The sequence below is a fragment of the Methyloversatilis discipulorum genome (assembly GCF_018780585.1).
GTDB classification, from domain to species: domain Bacteria; phylum Pseudomonadota; class Gammaproteobacteria; order Burkholderiales; family Rhodocyclaceae; genus Methyloversatilis; species Methyloversatilis discipulorum_B.
The window spans coordinates 34,457-51,091 of record NZ_JADMJL010000006.1; the positions used below are offsets into that span (position 1 = coordinate 34,457).

Sequence of the window (16,635 nt, forward strand, 5' to 3'; positions counted from 1 at the left end):
CCACGCAGTAGCGAAACCAGAGAGGCCAACACCATGCGCACCCATACCAAGCTTTCCATCGCAGCCCTGACGCTGGCCGTGCTGGCCGGCTGCTCGTCCACCGGTCCGGAGCAACCCGCCGCGCCGACCGAGGACAAGTCGCCGACCGCACCGACCGGCCCCTCCGTGTCGCCGGTGACGCCGCCGTCGGTCGACGGCAAGAAGATGACAGCCGAAGAGGCGCTGCTCGCCCAGCTGAAGGACCCGAACAGCCCGCTGTCCAAGCGCATCATCTACTTCGACTACGACAGCTACGTCATCAAGGACAGCTACGCCAGCCTGATTTCGGCGCACGCCAAGTTCCTGACGGCCAACCCGAAGTTCAAGATGCTCATCCAGGGCAACACCGACGAGCGCGGTTCGCGTGAGTACAACCTGGCGCTAGGCCAGAAGCGTGCCGAGGCGGTCAAGCGCGCGCTGATGCTGCTGGGCGTGCAGGAAGCGCAGCTGGAGTCGGTCAGCCTGGGCGAAGAGAAGCCGCGCATGGTGGGCAGCGACGAAGCGTCGTACGCCGAGAACCGTCGTTCGGAAATGCTCTACTCGGGTGAGTTCTGATGCAGGCCCGCAACGGGGTCGCGGCGGCGCTCGCCGCGCTGTTCATCGTCGCGGCTCCGGCGCGGGCCGCGCTGTTCGATGACGAGGTTGCACGCCAGCGCATCGAGGACCTGCGCGCCGACACCAAGGCGCGCACCGGCAAGCTCGAGGCGCAGCTCGAACAGTCGCAGCGTACGCAACTCGAGCTGAGCAACCAGATCGAGGCGCTGCGCGGCGAAATCGCCAAGCTGCGCGGCCAGGTCGAGGTGCTCACCTACGAGCTGGAGGCGTCCACCAAGCGGCAGAAGGACTTCTACCTCGATCTCGACACCCGCCTGCGTGCGCTGGAGACGAAGCCGGTCGCCGCGGCCGAGCCCGAGGTCGACCCGGCTGCCGAGCCGCGCGACTACGAGGCGGCACTGAACCTGCTCAAAGGCGGCAAGTACGCCGAGGCGCAGCTGGCCTTCGAAGCCTTCATCAAGAGCTGGCCGAAGAGCAGTTTCCAGCCGGCTGCCCACTACTGGGCCGCCAGCGCCGCCTTCCAGACCAAGGCCTACTCGCGCGCCGCCGAGCTGTACCAGCAGGTGCATGCGCAATGGCCGGCCGACGTGCGGGCGCCGGAAGCGCTGATCGGTCTGGCCAACACGCAGCAGATCCAGGGTGATGCCAAGGGTGCGAAGAAGACGCTGGACATGGTGATCGCCCAGTATCCGGGCACGCCGTCGGCCGACGTCGCGCGCCAGCGCATCAAGCAGGCGGCGCAGAAGAAGTGAGCGGGCAGGGCAGAGGCGGCAGGGCCGCAGTCGTGCTGTTGTCCGGCGGCCTCGATTCGGCCACCGTGCTGGCGATGGCGCGTGCGCAGGGGCTGGACTGCCACTGCCTGTCGCTCGACTACGGCCAGCGGCACCGGGCGGAGCTGGTGGCTGCCGAGCGGGTGGCCACTGCGCTCGGTGCGGCCGGCCACCGTACCATTGCGCTCGATCTGCGCGCCTTCGGTGGTTCGGCGCTGACCGACAGCGCGATCGACGTGCCGACCGGCGGTGTGGTGCCCGGCATCCCGGTCACCTACGTGCCGGCGCGCAACACCATCATGCTGTCGCTGGCGCTCGCCTGGGCCGAGGTGCTCGGCGCGCAGGACATCTTCTGCGGCGTCAATGCGGTGGACTACTCCGGCTACCCCGACTGCCGCCCGGAGTACATCAAGGCTTTCGAGGCGATGGCCAACCTGGCGACCAAGGCAGCAGTCGAGGGCGCACGGCTTACCGTGCACGCGCCGCTGATCAGCCTCACCAAGGCGGGTATCATCCGTGCCGGCGCGCAGCTCGGCGTCGATTACGCGCTGACCGTGTCCTGCTACCAGGCCGACGATGAAGGCCGCGCCTGCGGTGTGTGCGACTCCTGCCGCTTGCGGCGCGAGGGATTCGCGGCTGCCGGGGTGGCGGACCCGACGCGCTACCGCTGAACCGTCGTCCCGCATTCCGGGGCGGCGTTACCGCTCCGGAACGACGATGGAACTGAACATCCACACCGAAACACTGGCAGCCGTGTTCGCGCTGTCTGTCGCGCTGGGCGCGCTCACGTCGCGCACCGGCTTCTGCACCATGGGTGCGGTGTCCGACTGGATCAATATCGGCGACCTCGGCCGCATGCGCTCGTGGATGCTGGCGATCGCCACCGCCATGGCCGGCCTGGTCGGGCTCGAATCGGCTGGCGTGGTCGACCTCAGCACCACCTATCCGCCCTACCGCACGCCGCAACTCGCCTGGCTGCGCTACATCGTCGGCGGCCTCATGTTCGGCGTCGGCATGACGCTGGCCAGCGGCTGCGGCAACAAGACGCTGGTGCGCATCGGCGGCGGCAACCTGAAGTCGCTGTTCGTGCTGGCGGTCGGCGCCGTGTTCGCCTATCTGATGATCTTCACCGATTTCTACGCCAGCGCCTTCGGCTGGATGAACGACTGGACGCTGTCGCTCGACGCGCGCGGCATCGATTCGCAGGCGCTCGGTTCCGTCGTTGCCGGTGCGGTCGGCGGTGACGCCGCCACGCTGAATCGTGCATTGGCCTGGATCATCGCCGCCGCGCTGGCCGTGTGGGCCTTCGCCTCGGCCGATTTCCGCCGCAACATCGACCATGTGGCCGGCGGCATCGGCTTCGGTCTGGCGGTGCTGGCGGGCTGGTGGCTGACCGCCGGCCCGCGCGCTGCGGCGTGGAAGGAGTGGGCCGAATTCGCCGACGTGATGCCGAGCCGGGTCGAGGCGCAGTCCTACACCTTCGTCGGCCCGATGGCCGACGGCGCGCGCTGGCTGCTCGACCCGACCAATGCCGCACTGGTCAACTTCGGTCTGATGGCGCTGGCCGGCGTCGTCGTCGGCGCCTTCATTCATGCCATTGCGAGCGGAAAATTCCGCGTCGAGTGGTTCCGCGGCACCGCCGACGTCGTGCGTCACGGCATTGGCGGCGCGCTGATGGCCATCGGTGGCGTGCTCGCCTCCGGCTGCAGCGTCGGCCAGGGCATCACTGGCGTGTCGACGCTCGCACTGGGTTCGGCCATCGCGCTGTTCGCCATCATCGCCGGCTCGGCGCTGACCATGAAGGCGACCATGTGGTGGCTGATGCGCGACTGAGCTGCGAGGTGTGCCTGGAGTCAAATTCCGGGTTGACAGGGCCCTTCCTCTCACCTATAGTCCGCGGTCTTCGCAAGGCGAGGGTCGGTAGCTCAGTCGGTAGAGCAGCGGACTTTTAATCCGTTGGTCGCGAGTTCGAGTCTCGCCCGACCCACCACTCGGTGGGCCGAAGCAGTACGCGAAGCAGGTTTCCGGGTTGTTAGCTCAGTTGGTAGAGCAGCGGACTCTTAATCCGTAGGTCGAGTGTTCGAGCCACTCACAACCCACCAGATGCAGTAAGCAAAAGGCCAGTTCTCCGGAACTGGCCTTTTTCTTTTCGTGCGTGCCCAGCCTCCGGGCTGTCCCCGACCTGATCCTGGCGGCCTCGCGAACATTCCCCCGCGGCCGCCTCCCGGATCGTTCAAAGATTTGCCGGGATTGTTCAAGCCCGTCCGCCCGCCCGTCCCTACAGTCAGCGCCAGATGGTCCCGCCCTGCGCGGGGGCATTCCGGGTTCTGCACATAGCCAAAATGACGGAGGGGAAGATGGGCGAAGCAACTGTGGCCGCAAAAGCGGCGGGAGCGAGCGAGGGTGCGAGCACCTTCGACGCGGTGGTGATCGGCGCCGGCGTGGCCGGGCTGTACCAGGTGTATCGGCTGCGCGAGATGGGTATGTCGGTGCAGGGCTTCGAGGCCGGGTCCGGCGTCGGCGGCACCTGGTACTGGAACCGCTATCCGGGTGCGCGCTTCGATTCCGAGGCGGAGATCTACCAGTACTGGTTCGACGAAGCCATGTTCAAGAACTGGCAGCCGAGCGAGCGCTTCCCGGCGCAGCCGGAGACCGAGCGCTGGCTGAACTACGTCGCCGATCGCGCTGACCTGCGCAAGCACTTCCGCTTCGATACCCGCGTCACCGCGGCACGCTACGACGAAGCGCGGCGGCAGTGGGCGATCACGACCGATGCGGGCGACACGGTCACCGCGCGCTTCCTGATCTGCTGCACCGGCATGCTGTCGGCGCCGCTGACTTCGGTGTTCCCGGGACAGGACAGCTTCCGGGGGCAGATCTTCCACACGGCACGCTGGCCGAAGGAGCGAGTCGAGTTCGTCGGCAAGCGGGTCGGCGTGGTCGGCACCGGTGCCACCGGCATCCAGGTGATCCAGACCATCGCGCCGCAGGTCGGCCACCTGAAGGTGTTCCTGCGCACGCCGCAGTACGTGATACCGATGCGCAACCCGAAGTACAGCCCGGCCGATTGGGCGAAGCAGGGCGAGCGCTTCGCGCAGATCCGCGACCGCGTGGCGCGCACCTTCTCTGGCTTCGAGTACGACTTCGAGAACGGCGCCTGGGCCGACCTCACGCCGGCGCAGCGCACCGAGGTGTTGGAGCGGCTGTGGGCCGACGGCTCGCTGTCGCTGTGGCTGGCCTCCTTCGCCGAAATGTTCTTCGACGAGAAGGTGAACGACGTGGTGTCCGAATTCGTGCGCGACAAGATGCGCGCGCGCATCAAGGACCCGGTGCTGTGCGACAAGCTCATTCCGACGACCTACGGCTTCGGCACCCACCGCGTGCCGCTGGAGAGCAACTACCTCGAGGTGTACCACCAGCCCAATGTCGAGATCGTCGACGTGAAGCAGGCGCCGATCGAGCGCATCGTGCCCGAGGGCGTCATGACCGCCGACGGCACCGTGCATGCGCTCGACATCCTGGTGCTCGCCACCGGCTTCGACGCCGGCTCCGGCGCGCTCACCCGCATCGACATCCGCGGCCGCGAGGGCCGTTCGCTGAAGGAGGAGTGGGGCCAGGAAATCCGCACCACGATGGGCCTGCAGGTTCACGGCTATCCCAACATGTTCACCACCGGCGCGCCGCTGGCGCCGTCGGCCGCGCTGTGCAACATGACCACCTGCCTGCAGCAGCAGGTCGACTGGATCACCGCCTGCATCCGCTCGATGCGCGACAAGGGCCAGCAGGTGATCGAGCCGTCGAAGGCGCTGCAGGACCAGTGGGTCGCCCACCACGACGAGACGGCGAACAAGACGCTCGTGGTGAAGACCGACTCCTGGTACATGGGCACCAACGTCGCCGGCAAGCCGCGCCGCCTGCTGTCCTACATCGGCGGCGTCGGCACCTACCGTCAGAAGTGCGACGAGGTCGCGGCCAGCGGCTATCGCGGCTTCACCTTCGCCTGATCGGCGATGCACCCGGCCGGCATGCCGGCCGGGCCCGGATACAGCGCCGCACCACCCGGTGACGGCGACGACGGAGGAGCAGGAAAATGATCCAGAACGACTATTACAGCCAGGACATGCACGGCCCCTACGAGCTCATCAGCATCGGTGCGCTGGAGCTGGAGGAGGGCGGCACGATTCCCGACTGCCGGCTGGCCGTGGTCACGCACGGCACGCTGAACGCGCGCAAGGACAACGCCATCCTGGTGCCCACCTGGTACTCGGGTACCAGCAAGATCATCGCGCAGGTCTACATCGGCAAGGGCCACGCGCTCGACCCGGACAAGTACTTCATCGTGCAGATCAACCAGATCGGCAGTGGCCTGTCGAGCTCACCGCACAACAGCGACGGCGCCATCGCGATGGAGCGCTTTCCGCGCGTGCGCATCGGTGACGACGTGCGCGCGCAGCAGCGTCTGCTGTCGCAGCACTTCGGCATCGAGAAGCTGGCGCTGGTGGTCGGCGGATCGATGGGCGCACAGCAGACCTGGGAGTGGGCGGTGCGCTTTCCCGACCGCGTGCTGCGCGCGGCGCCGATCGCCGGCACCGCGAAGAACAGCGAGCACGACTACCTGTTTGCCGAAACGCTGATCGAGGCCATCGTCACCGATCCGAACTTCAAGGGCGGCCGCTACGCCGCCTCGTACGACGTGATCGACGGCCTGCGCCGTCACGCCAAGCTGTGGACGGTGATGGGCTGGAGCGTGGATTTCTTCCGCGAAGGGCGGCACCGCGTGCTCGGCTTCGACTCGGTCGCCGATTTCGTCGAACGCTTCATGGTCGGCTACTTCGGTCCGATGGATGCCAACGACCTGCTGTGCATGGCGTGGAAGTGGCAGCGTGGCGACGTCAGCCGCCACGCCGGCGGTGATCTCGCGGCCGCGCTCGCCCGCGTGCGCGCAAAGATGTACGTGATGCCGATCAGCCACGACATGTTCTTCCCGCCCGAGGACTGCCGCCGCGAACAGCGCCTGGTGGCGGGCAGCGAACTGCGCGTGCTGGACAGCATCGACGGCCATTTCGCGTTGCTGGGCACCGACCCGGCGATGGTGGCGCAGGTGGACGCCCACCTCGCGGAGCTGCTCGCCACGCCTGCCGGCTGAGCGCGCGGCGGCTTCGCTGCGCTGCAACCTCGGCGCGCCGGATGCTCTGCTAAGCTGCCTCTGCCTGCCGGCGCGTGCCGGCAGGCGTGACCGGCGGCGCAGTGGATCGCGTCCGGCCTTCTCGTCGGGGGAGAACGACATGCCGAACATCATCACGCCGAAAGAATTGCCCCAGTGGGTGCCCGGCGAGGTGCTTTCGTCGAGCGACAACCTCGGCTGGAAGGGCGTGGGTCATCGCTCCTATCGCTATGCCGGGCTGGATGTGCCGATCCCGCCGCTGGACCACTTCATGGTTGTGCGCTACGCCGCTGGCCAGACGCCGATGGACCGCTGCTTCGATCAGCGCTGGTCGCGCGCCGACTGCCGTCCGGGCGACGCCTCGCTGCTCACCATGTCGGAGGCCTCGCACTGGCACTGGACACAGCAGATCGACGTGTCGCACGTCTATCTGTCCAACAGCCTGATGTCGCGCGTGGCCGGCGAGGTGATGGACAGGCCGGTCGCCGAGGTGCGGCTGCACGACGTGCTGTGCGCGCGCGACCCGACGCTGCTCGCCATCACCGACGCCATCACCCAGGAGGCGGTGCAGCCCGAAATGGGCGGTCCGCTGTATGCGGAGACGCTGGGCACCCAGCTGGCGGTGCACCTGCTGCGCAGGTATGCCCAGGTCACCTTCCGTCACGACCTGCCGGGCGGCCGCCTGTCGCCGGCGCAGATGCGCCGCGTGCTCGACCTGATCGACAGCCGCCTGCACGAAGCGCTGACGCTGGAAGACATGGCCGAGGCGGCGGGTCTCGGCGTATGCACCTTCCACCGCCGCTTCCGCGAGACGCAGGGCCGGGCGCCGCACGCCTTCGTGATCGACCGTCGTGTCGAACGTGCGCGCCAGCTGCTCGCCGCCGGTGACCTGGCGGTCAAGGAGGTGGCTGCCAGCTGCGGTTTTTCCGATCAGGCGCACATGACGCGCGTGCTGCGCGCACGGCTCGGCACCACGCCGGCGAAGCTGCGCGCCGCGCGCGGCTAGGGCGCGCCTTTCTACTGCAGCAGCCGCAGTGCGATCGCGCCGGCACCGACCACGACGATGGCGGCGAGGCGCAGCCGGCTGACCGTTTCCTTCAGCACGCCGGCGGCGATCAGCAGCGCGAACACCACCGATGTTTCGCGCAGCGCTGCCACCAGCGCGATCGGCGCGCGCGTCATCGCCCACAGCACCAGCGTGTAGGACGCCAGCGTGCCGGCGCCGCCGATCAGTGCGCGTTGGCCGCTGCCGCGCAGCCGTGCCAGGTCGGGTCGGCCACGCCGCAGGCAGAAGAGCAGGGCCAGCGCCAGCCCGGTCAGCAGCAGCATCCACGCGGTGTAGCCGAACGCCGTGCCGGACAGCCGCACGCCGCGTCCGTCGATCAGCGTGTAGCAGGCGATCACCGCGCCATTGGCCAGCGCCAGTGCGGCCGAGCCCAGGTGCAGGTGGCCGCGGCGCCGGGCGTCGCCCGCCAGCAGCAGGATGCCGCCGCCGATCAGCACGATGCCGGTCCACGCACCCGGCGACAGCCGTTCACCAAGCAGCTGCGTCGCCGCCAGTGCGGTCAGCAGCGGTGCCGAACCACGCATCAGCGGATAGGCCAGGCCCAGTTCGCCGCCGCGGTAGGCGAGCGCCACCAGCGAGAAGTAGACGACGTGGATCAGCGTCGACGCGCCCAGCCAGGGCCAGCTGGCCGGCGCCGGCATGGGCAGCAGCGGCAGCAGGCAGGCCGCCCACAGCGCGGCGCCGCCGACCATGAACACGGTGTCGGCGAAGGTGTCCTGCGAACTGCGCACCAGCGCATTCCAGCCGGCATGCAGCAGCGCGGCGAACAGCACGACCGCCATCACGTCCAGGGGCATGCCCTCGTCCTCTGCCGCGCGGGCGCTGGGTCAGTCGACCTGCTTCGGCGGCGCGGGCGGTGTTTCCTCGCGCACACCGCGTATCACCTTGATCAGGCAGAACAGGAAGCCGGCGACGCCGACCGCGGTCATGATCAGCGACTGCCACAGCGGCCAGCCGCCAGTCTGGCTTTCGTCGATCAGGTTGAGCAGGCTCAGCGTCACCCCGGACATGCCGACGATGGCGAAGCCGAGGGCGGCGAAGAAGAACAGTACGCGCATGAATGAGATCCAGTGAGAGGCGGCGCAGCGCCGACGGCGGGCAAGCCGCCGCGGGTGCCCGGCGGCCTGCATTGTGTCCGAAGCGGCGGCGACCTGTGAAGCCGCGTTGCCGGCTTCGACCACGCGCGCGCTTGCGCGTGCCGCGAGCGCTCCGCGAGAATGCGGCAACTTCACTCGCGAACCGACACGATGAAACGCATCGTCATCCTCGGCACCGGCGGCACCATCGCCGGTCAGGCCCGGCAGGCCGGCGACAATGTCGGCTATACCGCTGCGCAGATCGCCGTCGGCGATCTGCTGGCGGCGATTCCGGCGCTGGCCGGCTTCGCGCTGGAAGCGGAACAGGTGGCGCAGGTCGACAGCAAGGACATGTCCTTCGCCATCTGGCGCGCGCTGGCGCAGCGCACGGCGCATCACCTCGTCCGCGACGAGGTGGCCGGCATCGTCATCACGCACGGCACCGACACGCTGGAGGAGACCGCCTACTTCCTGCATCGCGTGCTGGCACCGGCCAAACCGGTGGTGCTGGCCGCGGCGATGCGGCCGGCGAACGCGCTGGCGCCGGACGGCCCGCAGAACCTGCTCGACGCGGTGCGGGTCGCCGCGCTGCCCGGCGCGCGTGGCGTGCTCGCCTGCATCGCCGGTGCGGTGCACGCCGGTTGCGACGTGCGCAAGGTACACCCCTTCCGTATCGACGCCTTCGATTCCGGTGACACCGGTGCGCTCGGCTACATCGAAGAGGGGCATCTGCGGCAACTGCGCGACTGGCCCGCGGGCGAGGCGCTCGGCCTGGCCTGCACGCAGCGCGAGGACTGGCCGCGCGTCGACATTGTCGTCAGCGCGGCCGGTGTCGACGGCGCACTGGTGGACGCGCTGGTCGCGCTCGGCGCACGTGGCATCGTCGCCGCCTGCACTGGCAACGGCACTCTGTCCGCTGCGCTCGAAAGTGCGCTGCTGCGCGCGCAGGCGGCCGGTGTTGCGGTGCTGCGCGCCACCCGCATCGGCCGCGGCAGCATCGTCGAAACGAGCGCGCAGGCGCTGCCGTCGGCCGGCGCGTTGACGCCGGTGCAGGCACGCGTCGAACTGCTGCTCACCCTGCACTGACGCCGGGCATTCACAAAAAAGCACGAAGATTGCGACGTGGGCGCGCTGTGACGGGGTCGCAAGCGCTTAAACTTCCGCCTCTGTGCACATCAAGAACAAGGTCGCCCGAGCGGCCGCCATAATCGAAGAACGCCTCCGATGCGACGTCGCGCATTGACCACGCTGTTGACCGTGGCCGCCCTGCTTGCCGGGCTGCTGCCGGTGGCGGCTGCGCTCTATTTCTCCTGGGCCTACACGCTGCGGGTGGAGACCCAGCACCTCGATGCGCTGGCGCAGCAGGCGCTGGCCCGCGCCGAGCAGGTGTTCGACGACGCGCAGTCCGAACTGGGCGGTCTGCAGAGTTTCCCGCAGCCGGCCTGCTCGCCGGCCCATATCGAGCGGCTGCGGCAGATCGCCTACTGCACGCCCTTCGTGCGCGAGATCGCCTATGTCGAGAACGGCCAGATCGCCTGCAGCAGCATGGGCAGCGAAGCCCATCGCGTGCTGCCGGCGGCCGACTGGTCGGATGGCAAGGGGCGGCAGATCTGGTTCCGCGTCACCCACACGCTCGACGACGCGCGGCCGTCGGTGGCCATCGGCCGCGGCAGCCACATCGCGCTGATTCACGCCAGTCACTTCCAGGCGCGCGCGGTCGGCGATACCCAACTGGCGGTGCTCAGCACCACCGACTGGCTGCCGCTGGCCCACCTCGACCAGCCGCTGCTGCCGAGCATGATCGATACCGCGGTGACCGGTCGCGAGCGCATTCAGGGCGATCGCCTGTATGCCGTCGCGCAGTCGGTGCAGTTGCCCATCGTCGCCGTCGGCGCGCAGTCGCGCGCCCAACTGATGGCCGCATGGACCGAGCCGCTGGTCATGATGACGCTGCTCGGCGTGCTGGTGAGCACCCTGCTGATGTGGGCGGTGCGCCGCTTCGCGCGCCAGTACTTCTCGCCGGCCAGCGCGCTGCTGTCGGCGATACGCCGCGGCGAACTGCGCGTGGCCTACCACCCGCAGATCCGCCTGTCCGATGGCCGCTGCGTCGGTGCCGAGCTGCTGGTGCGCTGGCCCGATCAGAACGAGCCGGTCATGAGTACCGACGACCTGGTGCATCTGGCCGAGCATTCGGGTTTCGAGCACGAAATCACCGCCCGCGTGCTGCGCACCGCGATTTCCGAGATCGGCGATCTGCTGCAGCGCCGGCCGGAGCTGACGGTGTCGCTGAACCTGGCTTCGCACGACCTTGAACGCGGCGATCTGACCGAACTGCTGGCCGATGCGCTGGACGGCAACGGCATCCGCCGCAGCCAGATCGAACTCGAACTGACCGAGCGCAACCTGATCCAGGCCGGCTCGGCCGGCGAGGTGCTGGCGCGGCTGCGCGAGGCTGGCCACAAGGTGCTGCTGGATGACTTCGGCACCGGTTACTCCAGCCTGTCCTATCTGCACGACCTGCCGGTCGACGCGCTGAAGATAGACCGCGCCTTCGTCGGCACCATAGGCGCCGAAACGCCGCACGCGCCGCTGGTGCCGCACATTGCCGAGATCGCCCGCACGCGCGGTCTGCACATGGTGGCCGAGGGCGTCGAGACCGAGCAGCAGGCGGACTATCTGCGTGAGCAGGGCGTCGAGATCGCGCAGGGCTATCTGTACGCGCGACCGATGGACGCCAGCGAGTTCCGTCACTTCCTCGCCACGCGCGGCTGAACCCGGCGCGCGCCGCGCAGTCCATCGGCCGTGCTCACCCTCCATTCACTTCGCAAGACCCTGCCCGGTACGCCACCGCGCCTGCTGCTCGACGCCGTCGACCTGACCGTCACGCCGGGCGAATACGTCGCGGTGATCGGCGAATCGGGCGCCGGCAAGTCGACGCTGCTCAATCTGGTCGCCGGCCTCGACCGACCGGACGCCGGCAGCGTTCAGTTCGGTGCGCACGCGGTGTCCACGCTCGACGACGACGCGGCCACGCTGTGGCGGCGGGTCGAGGTCGGTTTCGTGTTCCAGTCCTTTCACGTGTTGCCCTGGCTCAGCCTGGCCGACAACGTCGCCTTGCCGCTGGCGCTGGCTGGCGTGCCGGTGCGCGAACGGGCCGCCCGTGCCCGCGCGCAGCTCGATGCAGTGGGTCTGGGCGAGCGTGCCGGCGACAGCCCGACCCGGCTGTCCGGCGGCGAGCTGCAGCGGGTGGCCATCGCCCGCGCGCTGGTGCATCGCCCGCGCCTGCTGCTGGCCGACGAACCGACAGGCAACCTGGACGCCGACAACGCCGAGCGCGTCGCCGCGCTGTTGCGCGACGCGGTGAAGTCCAGCAAGGCCTGCGGCCTGCTGGTGACGCATTCGACCGCGATGGCGGACAGTGCCGACCGCGTGCTGCGGCTGGCGCGCGACGGCCGCCTGCACGATGCTTGAGCTGCTGTGGCGCTCGGCCCGGCGCGGCGCGAGCGTGCTGGCGCTGCTCGCCATCGCACTCGGCGTGGCGCTTGGTGTCGCGGTGTCGGCCATCCACCGGGCGGCGCTCGACGAATTCGAATCCGGCCTGCGCAGCGTGTCCGGCAGCGCCGACGTCGAGGCGGTGGCGCCGCGCGGCATGGATGAAATGCTCTACCCGCGGCTGGCCGCGTTGCCCGACGTGGCGGCGGCCAGTCCGCTGGTCGAGCGCGAGATCGAGGTCGCGCACGCCGGCCGCACGCTGAAGCTGCGCGTGATCGGCATCGACGCCTTCCGCGCTGCCGCCGTGCAGCCGACATTGCTGCCGCCGGCCGACGGCATCGGCCGCCTGATGCAGCCGGATACGCTCTACCTGAGCCACGCGGCCGGTCGCGCACTCGGCCTGCAGCCGGACGACACGCTGACGCTGCGCGGTCACGCCTTCCGCGTGGCCGGCTGGCTGCCGACGGCCGGCGAGGGCGCGGTGCTGGCGGTGACCGACATCGGCGACGCGCAGTGGCGGCTGGGCAGCGCCGGCCGCATTCACCGCGTCGCGCTGCGCCTGCACGCGGGCGTGGCGCGCGCCGATGCGATCGGGCGCATCGCCGCCGCACTGCCGGCCGACGTGACGCTGCAGACGCCGGCGCAGGCGCTGGAGCGTGCCGACCGGCTGTCGCGTGCCTATCGCGTCAATCTCGGCCTGCTGGCGCTGATCGCGCTGGCGGTCGGCAGTTTCCTGGTGGCGGCGACGCAGGCGGCGGCGATCGCCCGCCGCGTATCGGAAATCGCCTTCCTGCGCGCGGCCGGACTGACGCGTGCTCAGCTGATGCGGCTGCTGGTCGGCGAAGGCGCACTGCTCGGTGCCGCCGGTGCCGCCATCGGTATTGCGCTGGGTCACGCGCTGGCGGCGCTGGCACTCCATCTGATCGGCAGCGACCTGGGCGCCGGCCTGATTGCCGGCGTGGCGCCGCAACTGGGCTTCGATGTGTCGGCCAGCATCGGCTTCGGCCTGCTCGGCGTGGCGTCGGCGGCAGCCGGCGCCGCCTGGCCGGCGTGCGATGCGCTGGCCATCACGCCGGCGCAGGCGCTGCGCGGCGGGGTGTTCACGCCGCCCTTGCGTCTGCTGGGGAATCGCCGCCGGGCCGTCGGCCTGCTGGCGCTGCTCGCACTGGGTGCCGTCGCCGCGGCACAGCCGGCGCTGGGCGGGCTGCCTCTGGGCGGCTATCTGGCGATCGGCTGCGTGCTGGCGAGCGCGGTGCTGGCGGTGCCACCGCTCGCGGCGGCACTGGCGCGGGCGCTGCCCGACGACGCCAGTCTGCCGTTGACGCTGGCCGCGGCGCGACTGCGCGCCGAACCGGGTTTCGCGTCGCGCAGCGCGGCCGGTGTGCTGGCGGCCAGTGCGCTCATCGTCGCGATGGCGGTCATGGTCTCGTCCTTCCGCGCGTCGGTCGATCGCTGGCTGGGCGACGTGCTGCCGGCCGAGCTCTATATCCGCGGCGATCGCGACCGGCCGTGGCCGGACGACGTCGAGCGCCGGCTGGCGGCGGTGCCCGGCGTCGCTCGCGTCGATGTGCTGCGTCACCAGTCGCTGCTGCTGCGCGCCGATCTGCCGCCGGTGGCGCTGATCGCGCGGGCGCTGCCGGACGACGCCGGACGGGTGCTGCCGCGCGTCGGATCGATGGCGCCACCGGGCGCCCTTCCACGCGTGTGGGCATCGGAGGCGATGGCCGATCTGTACGGCTGGCGTGCTGGCAGCGAGGTCGAACTGCCGCTGGCCGGGCGCGCGCTGCGCGTGCAGGTGGCCGGGCTATGGCGTGACTACGCGCGGCAGCACGGCGCGCTGGTGATCGACCTCGAATGCTACCGCGCGCTGACCGGCGACCGGCTGGCCGACGACTTCGGCCTCTGGCTGGCCGATGGCGCGGACCCGAGCGCGGTCGCCGCGGCGCTGCGCGACGCCAGCGGCGCCGGCGAAGCGCTGGAGCTGACGTCGAGCGAGGACATTCGCCGGTTGTCGCTGGGTGTGTTCGACCGCACTTTCGCTGCCACCTATGCGCTGGAGGCGGCGTCGGCGCTGATCGGTCTGGCCGGCATCGCCGCCGCCTTCGCCGCGTCGGCCGCGGCGCGCGTGCGCGAGTTCGGCCTGTTGCGCCACGTCGGTTTCACGCGCCGGCAGATCGCTGCGCAGCTCGCCGCCGAGGGCCTGCTGTCGACCGTGCCCGGCCTGCTGCTCGGTCTGCTTGCAGGCTTTGCGATGAGCGCGCTGCTGATCGAAGTGGTGAACCGGCAGTCCTTCCACTGGAGCATGGACTGGGTGGTGCCCTGGGGTCTGCTCGCCGGCATCGTGCTGGCCATGCTGGTGGCGGCCACCATCGCCGCGCTGATCGGTGCCCGCCGCGCGCTCGCCATCGATGCCGTGCGCGCGGTGCGCATGGACGGGTGACGGCGATGCGCGATCAAGGCAGAGCGGTGCGCAGGTCGGCCACCGGTTCGACGCCGAAGCGCTCGGACAGCAGGTAGTCGACCAGGCGGCGCGCGCAGTCGGCCGGCGACAGCAGTGCGCCGTCGCGCTGCAGCGCCTCGAAGCGGGCGCGGTTCGGGAAGTCCGCCAGCGGCGTGGCGCGGATCTGCGCCTGCATCGCTGTGTCGATGACGCCCGGCGCCAGGCTCACGATGCGGGTGCCGGCCGGGGCGTCGAGCATCGCAGCGCGGGCGTGCTGGTCGAGCGCGGCCTTGGTGGCGCAGTAGATGGACCAGCCGGCATAGGGCGTGTGCGCGGCGCCACTCGAAATGTGCACGATGCGCCGGTCGCTCGCGTGCGCAGCGGCGGTGACCAGGGCGTCGGTCAGTGCCAGCGGGGCGGCGACATTGAGCGCCACGGCCTGCGCGATGGCCGCCGCACCCTGGCGTCCGGCCGGCGCCACCGGACCCAGCGTGCCGGCGTTGTTGATCAGCAGCACGCGGTCGGCGGCGGCAACGAAGCGTGACAGCGCGTCGCCCGCCAGCCATCGCGCCAGCGCCGCCGCGTCGGCGAGGTCGAGTGCGACCTGCGTGAAGCCGTCGTCGTCGGGCTGCGGCGACCGGCTGCGTGCGAGCCCGAGCACCGGAATGCCGCGTGCGCGCAGCGTGGCGGCAAGCGCCTCGCCCAGTCCGTGCGTGTGGCCGGTCAGTACTGCCTTCATCGTCTTTTCCTCGTCGTCTCATGCGCCGCAAAGCCGCGTCGGCACACTGTTTTGCTGTCGGCCGCATAGGGGCGGAGTAAGATCATCGACAGAACTGGCGCGGGCGTCCGACCGGTGCCTGCGCTCCGGATACAACACGGGAGACACCCAGTGAACCCACACCAGGGCGCGGCGACCACCCCGCAGAAGACCCTGCTTCTGGTCGATGACACGCCGGAAAATCTGACCGTACTCGGCGAAATCCTGATGCCTCACTACCGTGTCCGCGTCGCCAGTTCAGGTGCACGTGCGCTGGCGGCCGCGACCAGCGATCCGCGGCCGGATCTGGTGCTGCTCGACGTGATGATGCCGGAGATGGACGGTTACGAGGTGATCAGCCGTCTGCGCGCAGATGCGCGCACGCGCGAACTGCCTGTCATCTTTGTCACCGCGCTCGACAGCACCGAAGACGAAGCACACGGACTGGAGCTGGGCGCCGTCGACTACATCACCAAGCCGGTGCGTCCGGCCATCGTGCTGGCCCGCGTGCGCGGGCAACTCGAACTGAAAGAGGCGCGCGATCGCATGCGCGATCAGAACGCCTGGCTGGAAGCCGAGATCGCCCGCCGCATGCGGCAGAACCAGGTGGTGCAGGACGTGAGCATGCGCGCGCTCGCCAGCATCGCCGAGGCGCGCGACGACGAGACCGGCAATCACATCCTGCGCACGCAGGCCTATGTGAATGTGCTGGCACGGGCGCTGGCGACGACGCCGCGCTACGCTGGCGAGCTGACGCCGGCGCGGGTCGAAACCTATACGAAGGCGGCGCCGCTGCACGACATCGGCAAGGTGGCGATTCCCGATCACATCCTGCACAAGCCGGGCAAGCACACGCCCGACGAGTGGGAAATCATGAAGACCCACGCCCGGCAGGGATCGGATGCGATCTGGCGCGCCATCTGCGACCAGGAGGAGCGCGAAGCGCTGGATTTCCTCTACATCGCGATGGACATCGCGCACTACCACCACGAGAAGTGGGACGGCAGCGGCTACCCGGAAGGTCTGGCCGGCGAGGCCATTCCGCTGCCGGCGCGCCTGATGGCGCTGGCCGACGTGTTCGACGCGCTGATCAGCAAGCGCGCCTACAAGCCGGCCTTTCCGCTCGATCGGGCGACCGCCATCATCACCGAGGGGCGTGGCCGGCATTTCGATCCGGACGTCGTTGACGCCTACCTCGCACATCTCGACGAGTTCGCGGCCATTGCCGCGCGCTACGCCGACCTGGCCGAGCAGACCCCGAACGCACCCGCCTGAG

The 16,635-nt window shown here is 69.8% G+C and carries 15 protein-coding genes and 2 tRNA genes; 14 read left to right on the forward strand and 3 right to left on the reverse strand.

Annotated elements, in window-relative coordinates:
* Positions 1 to 33 precede the first annotated feature (33 nt).
* The 9 genes from pal (at position 34) to IV112_RS01675 (ending at position 7,534) form a co-directional block, all read left to right on the forward strand.
* Positions 34 to 594 (forward strand): peptidoglycan-associated lipoprotein Pal, encoded by a 561-nt coding sequence (pal, locus tag IV112_RS01635; protein ID WP_304000687.1) that lies wholly within the window; start codon positions 34 to 36, stop codon positions 592 to 594.
* The gene (gene ybgF / locus IV112_RS01640; RefSeq protein ID WP_304000689.1) at positions 594 to 1,346 is read left to right on the forward strand and encodes a tol-pal system protein YbgF; all 753 of its coding nucleotides are present in this window, start codon (positions 594 to 596) and stop codon (positions 1,344 to 1,346) included. The genes pal and ybgF overlap by 1 nt, the downstream gene beginning before the upstream one ends.
* Entirely contained in the window at positions 1,343 to 2,035 is a 693-nt protein-coding gene (gene queC / locus IV112_RS01645) for a 7-cyano-7-deazaguanine synthase QueC (RefSeq protein ID WP_304000690.1), read from the forward strand. The genes ybgF and queC overlap by 4 nt, the downstream gene beginning before the upstream one ends.
* A 46-nt stretch (positions 2,036 to 2,081) precedes the next feature.
* Positions 2,082 to 3,197, forward strand: coding sequence for a YeeE/YedE family protein (locus IV112_RS01650; protein WP_304000692.1), 1,116 nt, complete (start codon positions 2,082 to 2,084; stop codon positions 3,195 to 3,197).
* A gap of 81 nt (positions 3,198 to 3,278) precedes the next feature.
* Positions 3,279 to 3,354 (forward strand) — tRNA-Lys (locus tag IV112_RS01655).
* 36 nt (positions 3,355 to 3,390) lie between these two features.
* Positions 3,391 to 3,466: transfer RNA gene (locus IV112_RS01660), tRNA-Lys, on the forward strand.
* 255 nt (positions 3,467 to 3,721) lie between these two features.
* The gene (locus IV112_RS01665) at positions 3,722 to 5,368 is read left to right on the forward strand and encodes a flavin-containing monooxygenase (RefSeq protein ID WP_304000694.1); all 1,647 of its coding nucleotides are present in this window, start codon (positions 3,722 to 3,724) and stop codon (positions 5,366 to 5,368) included.
* A gap of 86 nt (positions 5,369 to 5,454) precedes the next feature.
* Complete coding sequence (locus IV112_RS01670; RefSeq protein WP_304000695.1) at positions 5,455 to 6,510, forward strand: alpha/beta fold hydrolase; 1,056 nt, start codon at positions 5,455 to 5,457, stop codon at positions 6,508 to 6,510.
* A gap of 139 nt (positions 6,511 to 6,649) precedes the next feature.
* Positions 6,650 to 7,534: a helix-turn-helix domain-containing protein gene (locus tag IV112_RS01675; protein ID WP_020166247.1), complete on the forward strand. Its 885-nt coding sequence runs from the start codon at positions 6,650 to 6,652 to the stop codon at positions 7,532 to 7,534.
* Positions 7,535 to 7,545: 11 nt separating this feature from the next.
* Here the strand turns inward: IV112_RS01675 and IV112_RS01680 are convergent, their stop codons facing one another.
* Together IV112_RS01680 and IV112_RS01685 are read right to left on the reverse strand one after the other, a co-directional pair.
* Positions 7,546 to 8,391 (reverse strand): EamA family transporter, encoded by an 846-nt coding sequence (locus IV112_RS01680; RefSeq protein WP_304000698.1) that lies wholly within the window; start codon positions 8,389 to 8,391, stop codon positions 7,546 to 7,548.
* A gap of 30 nt (positions 8,392 to 8,421) precedes the next feature.
* Positions 8,422 to 8,652, reverse strand: coding sequence for a hypothetical protein (locus IV112_RS01685; RefSeq protein ID WP_024300751.1), 231 nt, complete (start codon positions 8,650 to 8,652; stop codon positions 8,422 to 8,424).
* 189 nt (positions 8,653 to 8,841) lie between these two features.
* Here IV112_RS01685 and IV112_RS01690 point away from each other — a divergent pair, with 189 nt between their 5' ends.
* From IV112_RS01690 to IV112_RS01705, 4 genes are all read left to right on the forward strand, one after another.
* Entirely contained in the window at positions 8,842 to 9,756 is a 915-nt protein-coding gene (locus IV112_RS01690) for an asparaginase (RefSeq protein WP_304000699.1), read from the forward strand.
* Positions 9,757 to 9,909: 153 nt separating this feature from the next.
* Complete coding sequence (locus IV112_RS01695) at positions 9,910 to 11,442, forward strand: EAL domain-containing protein (RefSeq protein WP_304000700.1); 1,533 nt, start codon at positions 9,910 to 9,912, stop codon at positions 11,440 to 11,442.
* A gap of 30 nt (positions 11,443 to 11,472) precedes the next feature.
* A complete protein-coding gene (locus tag IV112_RS01700) occupies positions 11,473 to 12,141 on the forward strand; it encodes an ABC transporter ATP-binding protein (protein WP_304000701.1) in 669 nt (222 codons plus the stop codon).
* Entirely contained in the window at positions 12,134 to 14,602 is a 2,469-nt protein-coding gene (locus IV112_RS01705) for an ABC transporter permease (protein WP_304000702.1), read from the forward strand. The genes IV112_RS01700 and IV112_RS01705 overlap by 8 nt, the downstream gene beginning before the upstream one ends.
* 13 nt (positions 14,603 to 14,615) lie before the next feature.
* Here IV112_RS01705 and IV112_RS01710 read toward each other — a convergent pair whose 3' ends face one another.
* A complete protein-coding gene (locus IV112_RS01710; protein WP_304000704.1) occupies positions 14,616 to 15,341 on the reverse strand; it encodes an SDR family oxidoreductase in 726 nt (241 codons plus the stop codon).
* 150 nt (positions 15,342 to 15,491) lie between these two features.
* On the opposite strand from IV112_RS01710, the gene IV112_RS01715 reads away from it, so the two are divergent.
* A complete protein-coding gene (locus tag IV112_RS01715) occupies positions 15,492 to 16,634 on the forward strand; it encodes an HD-GYP domain-containing protein (RefSeq protein ID WP_304000705.1) in 1,143 nt (380 codons plus the stop codon).
* The last annotated feature ends 1 nt before the right edge of the window (position 16,635 follow it).

Coding starts and splice junctions, on each gene's coding strand:
- pal (WP_304000687.1), top strand. CDS start 34: ATGCGCACCCATACCAAGCTTTCCATCGCAGCCCTGACGCTGGCCGTG.
- ybgF (WP_304000689.1), top strand. CDS start 594: ATGCAGGCCCGCAACGGGGTCGCGGCGGCGCTCGCCGCGCTGTTCATC.
- IV112_RS01650 (WP_304000692.1), top strand. CDS start 2,082: ATGGAACTGAACATCCACACCGAAACACTGGCAGCCGTGTTCGCGCTG.
- IV112_RS01665 (WP_304000694.1), top strand. CDS start 3,722: ATGGGCGAAGCAACTGTGGCCGCAAAAGCGGCGGGAGCGAGCGAGGGT.
- IV112_RS01670 (WP_304000695.1), top strand. CDS start 5,455: ATGATCCAGAACGACTATTACAGCCAGGACATGCACGGCCCCTACGAG.
- IV112_RS01675 (WP_020166247.1), top strand. CDS start 6,650: ATGCCGAACATCATCACGCCGAAAGAATTGCCCCAGTGGGTGCCCGGC.
- IV112_RS01680 (WP_304000698.1), bottom strand. CDS start 8,391: ATGCCCCTGGACGTGATGGCGGTCGTGCTGTTCGCCGCGCTGCTGCAT.
- IV112_RS01685 (WP_024300751.1), bottom strand. CDS start 8,652: ATGCGCGTACTGTTCTTCTTCGCCGCCCTCGGCTTCGCCATCGTCGGC.
- IV112_RS01690 (WP_304000699.1), top strand. CDS start 8,842: ATGAAACGCATCGTCATCCTCGGCACCGGCGGCACCATCGCCGGTCAG.
- IV112_RS01705 (WP_304000702.1), top strand. CDS start 12,134: ATGCTTGAGCTGCTGTGGCGCTCGGCCCGGCGCGGCGCGAGCGTGCTG.
- IV112_RS01710 (WP_304000704.1), bottom strand. CDS start 15,341: ATGAAGGCAGTACTGACCGGCCACACGCACGGACTGGGCGAGGCGCTT.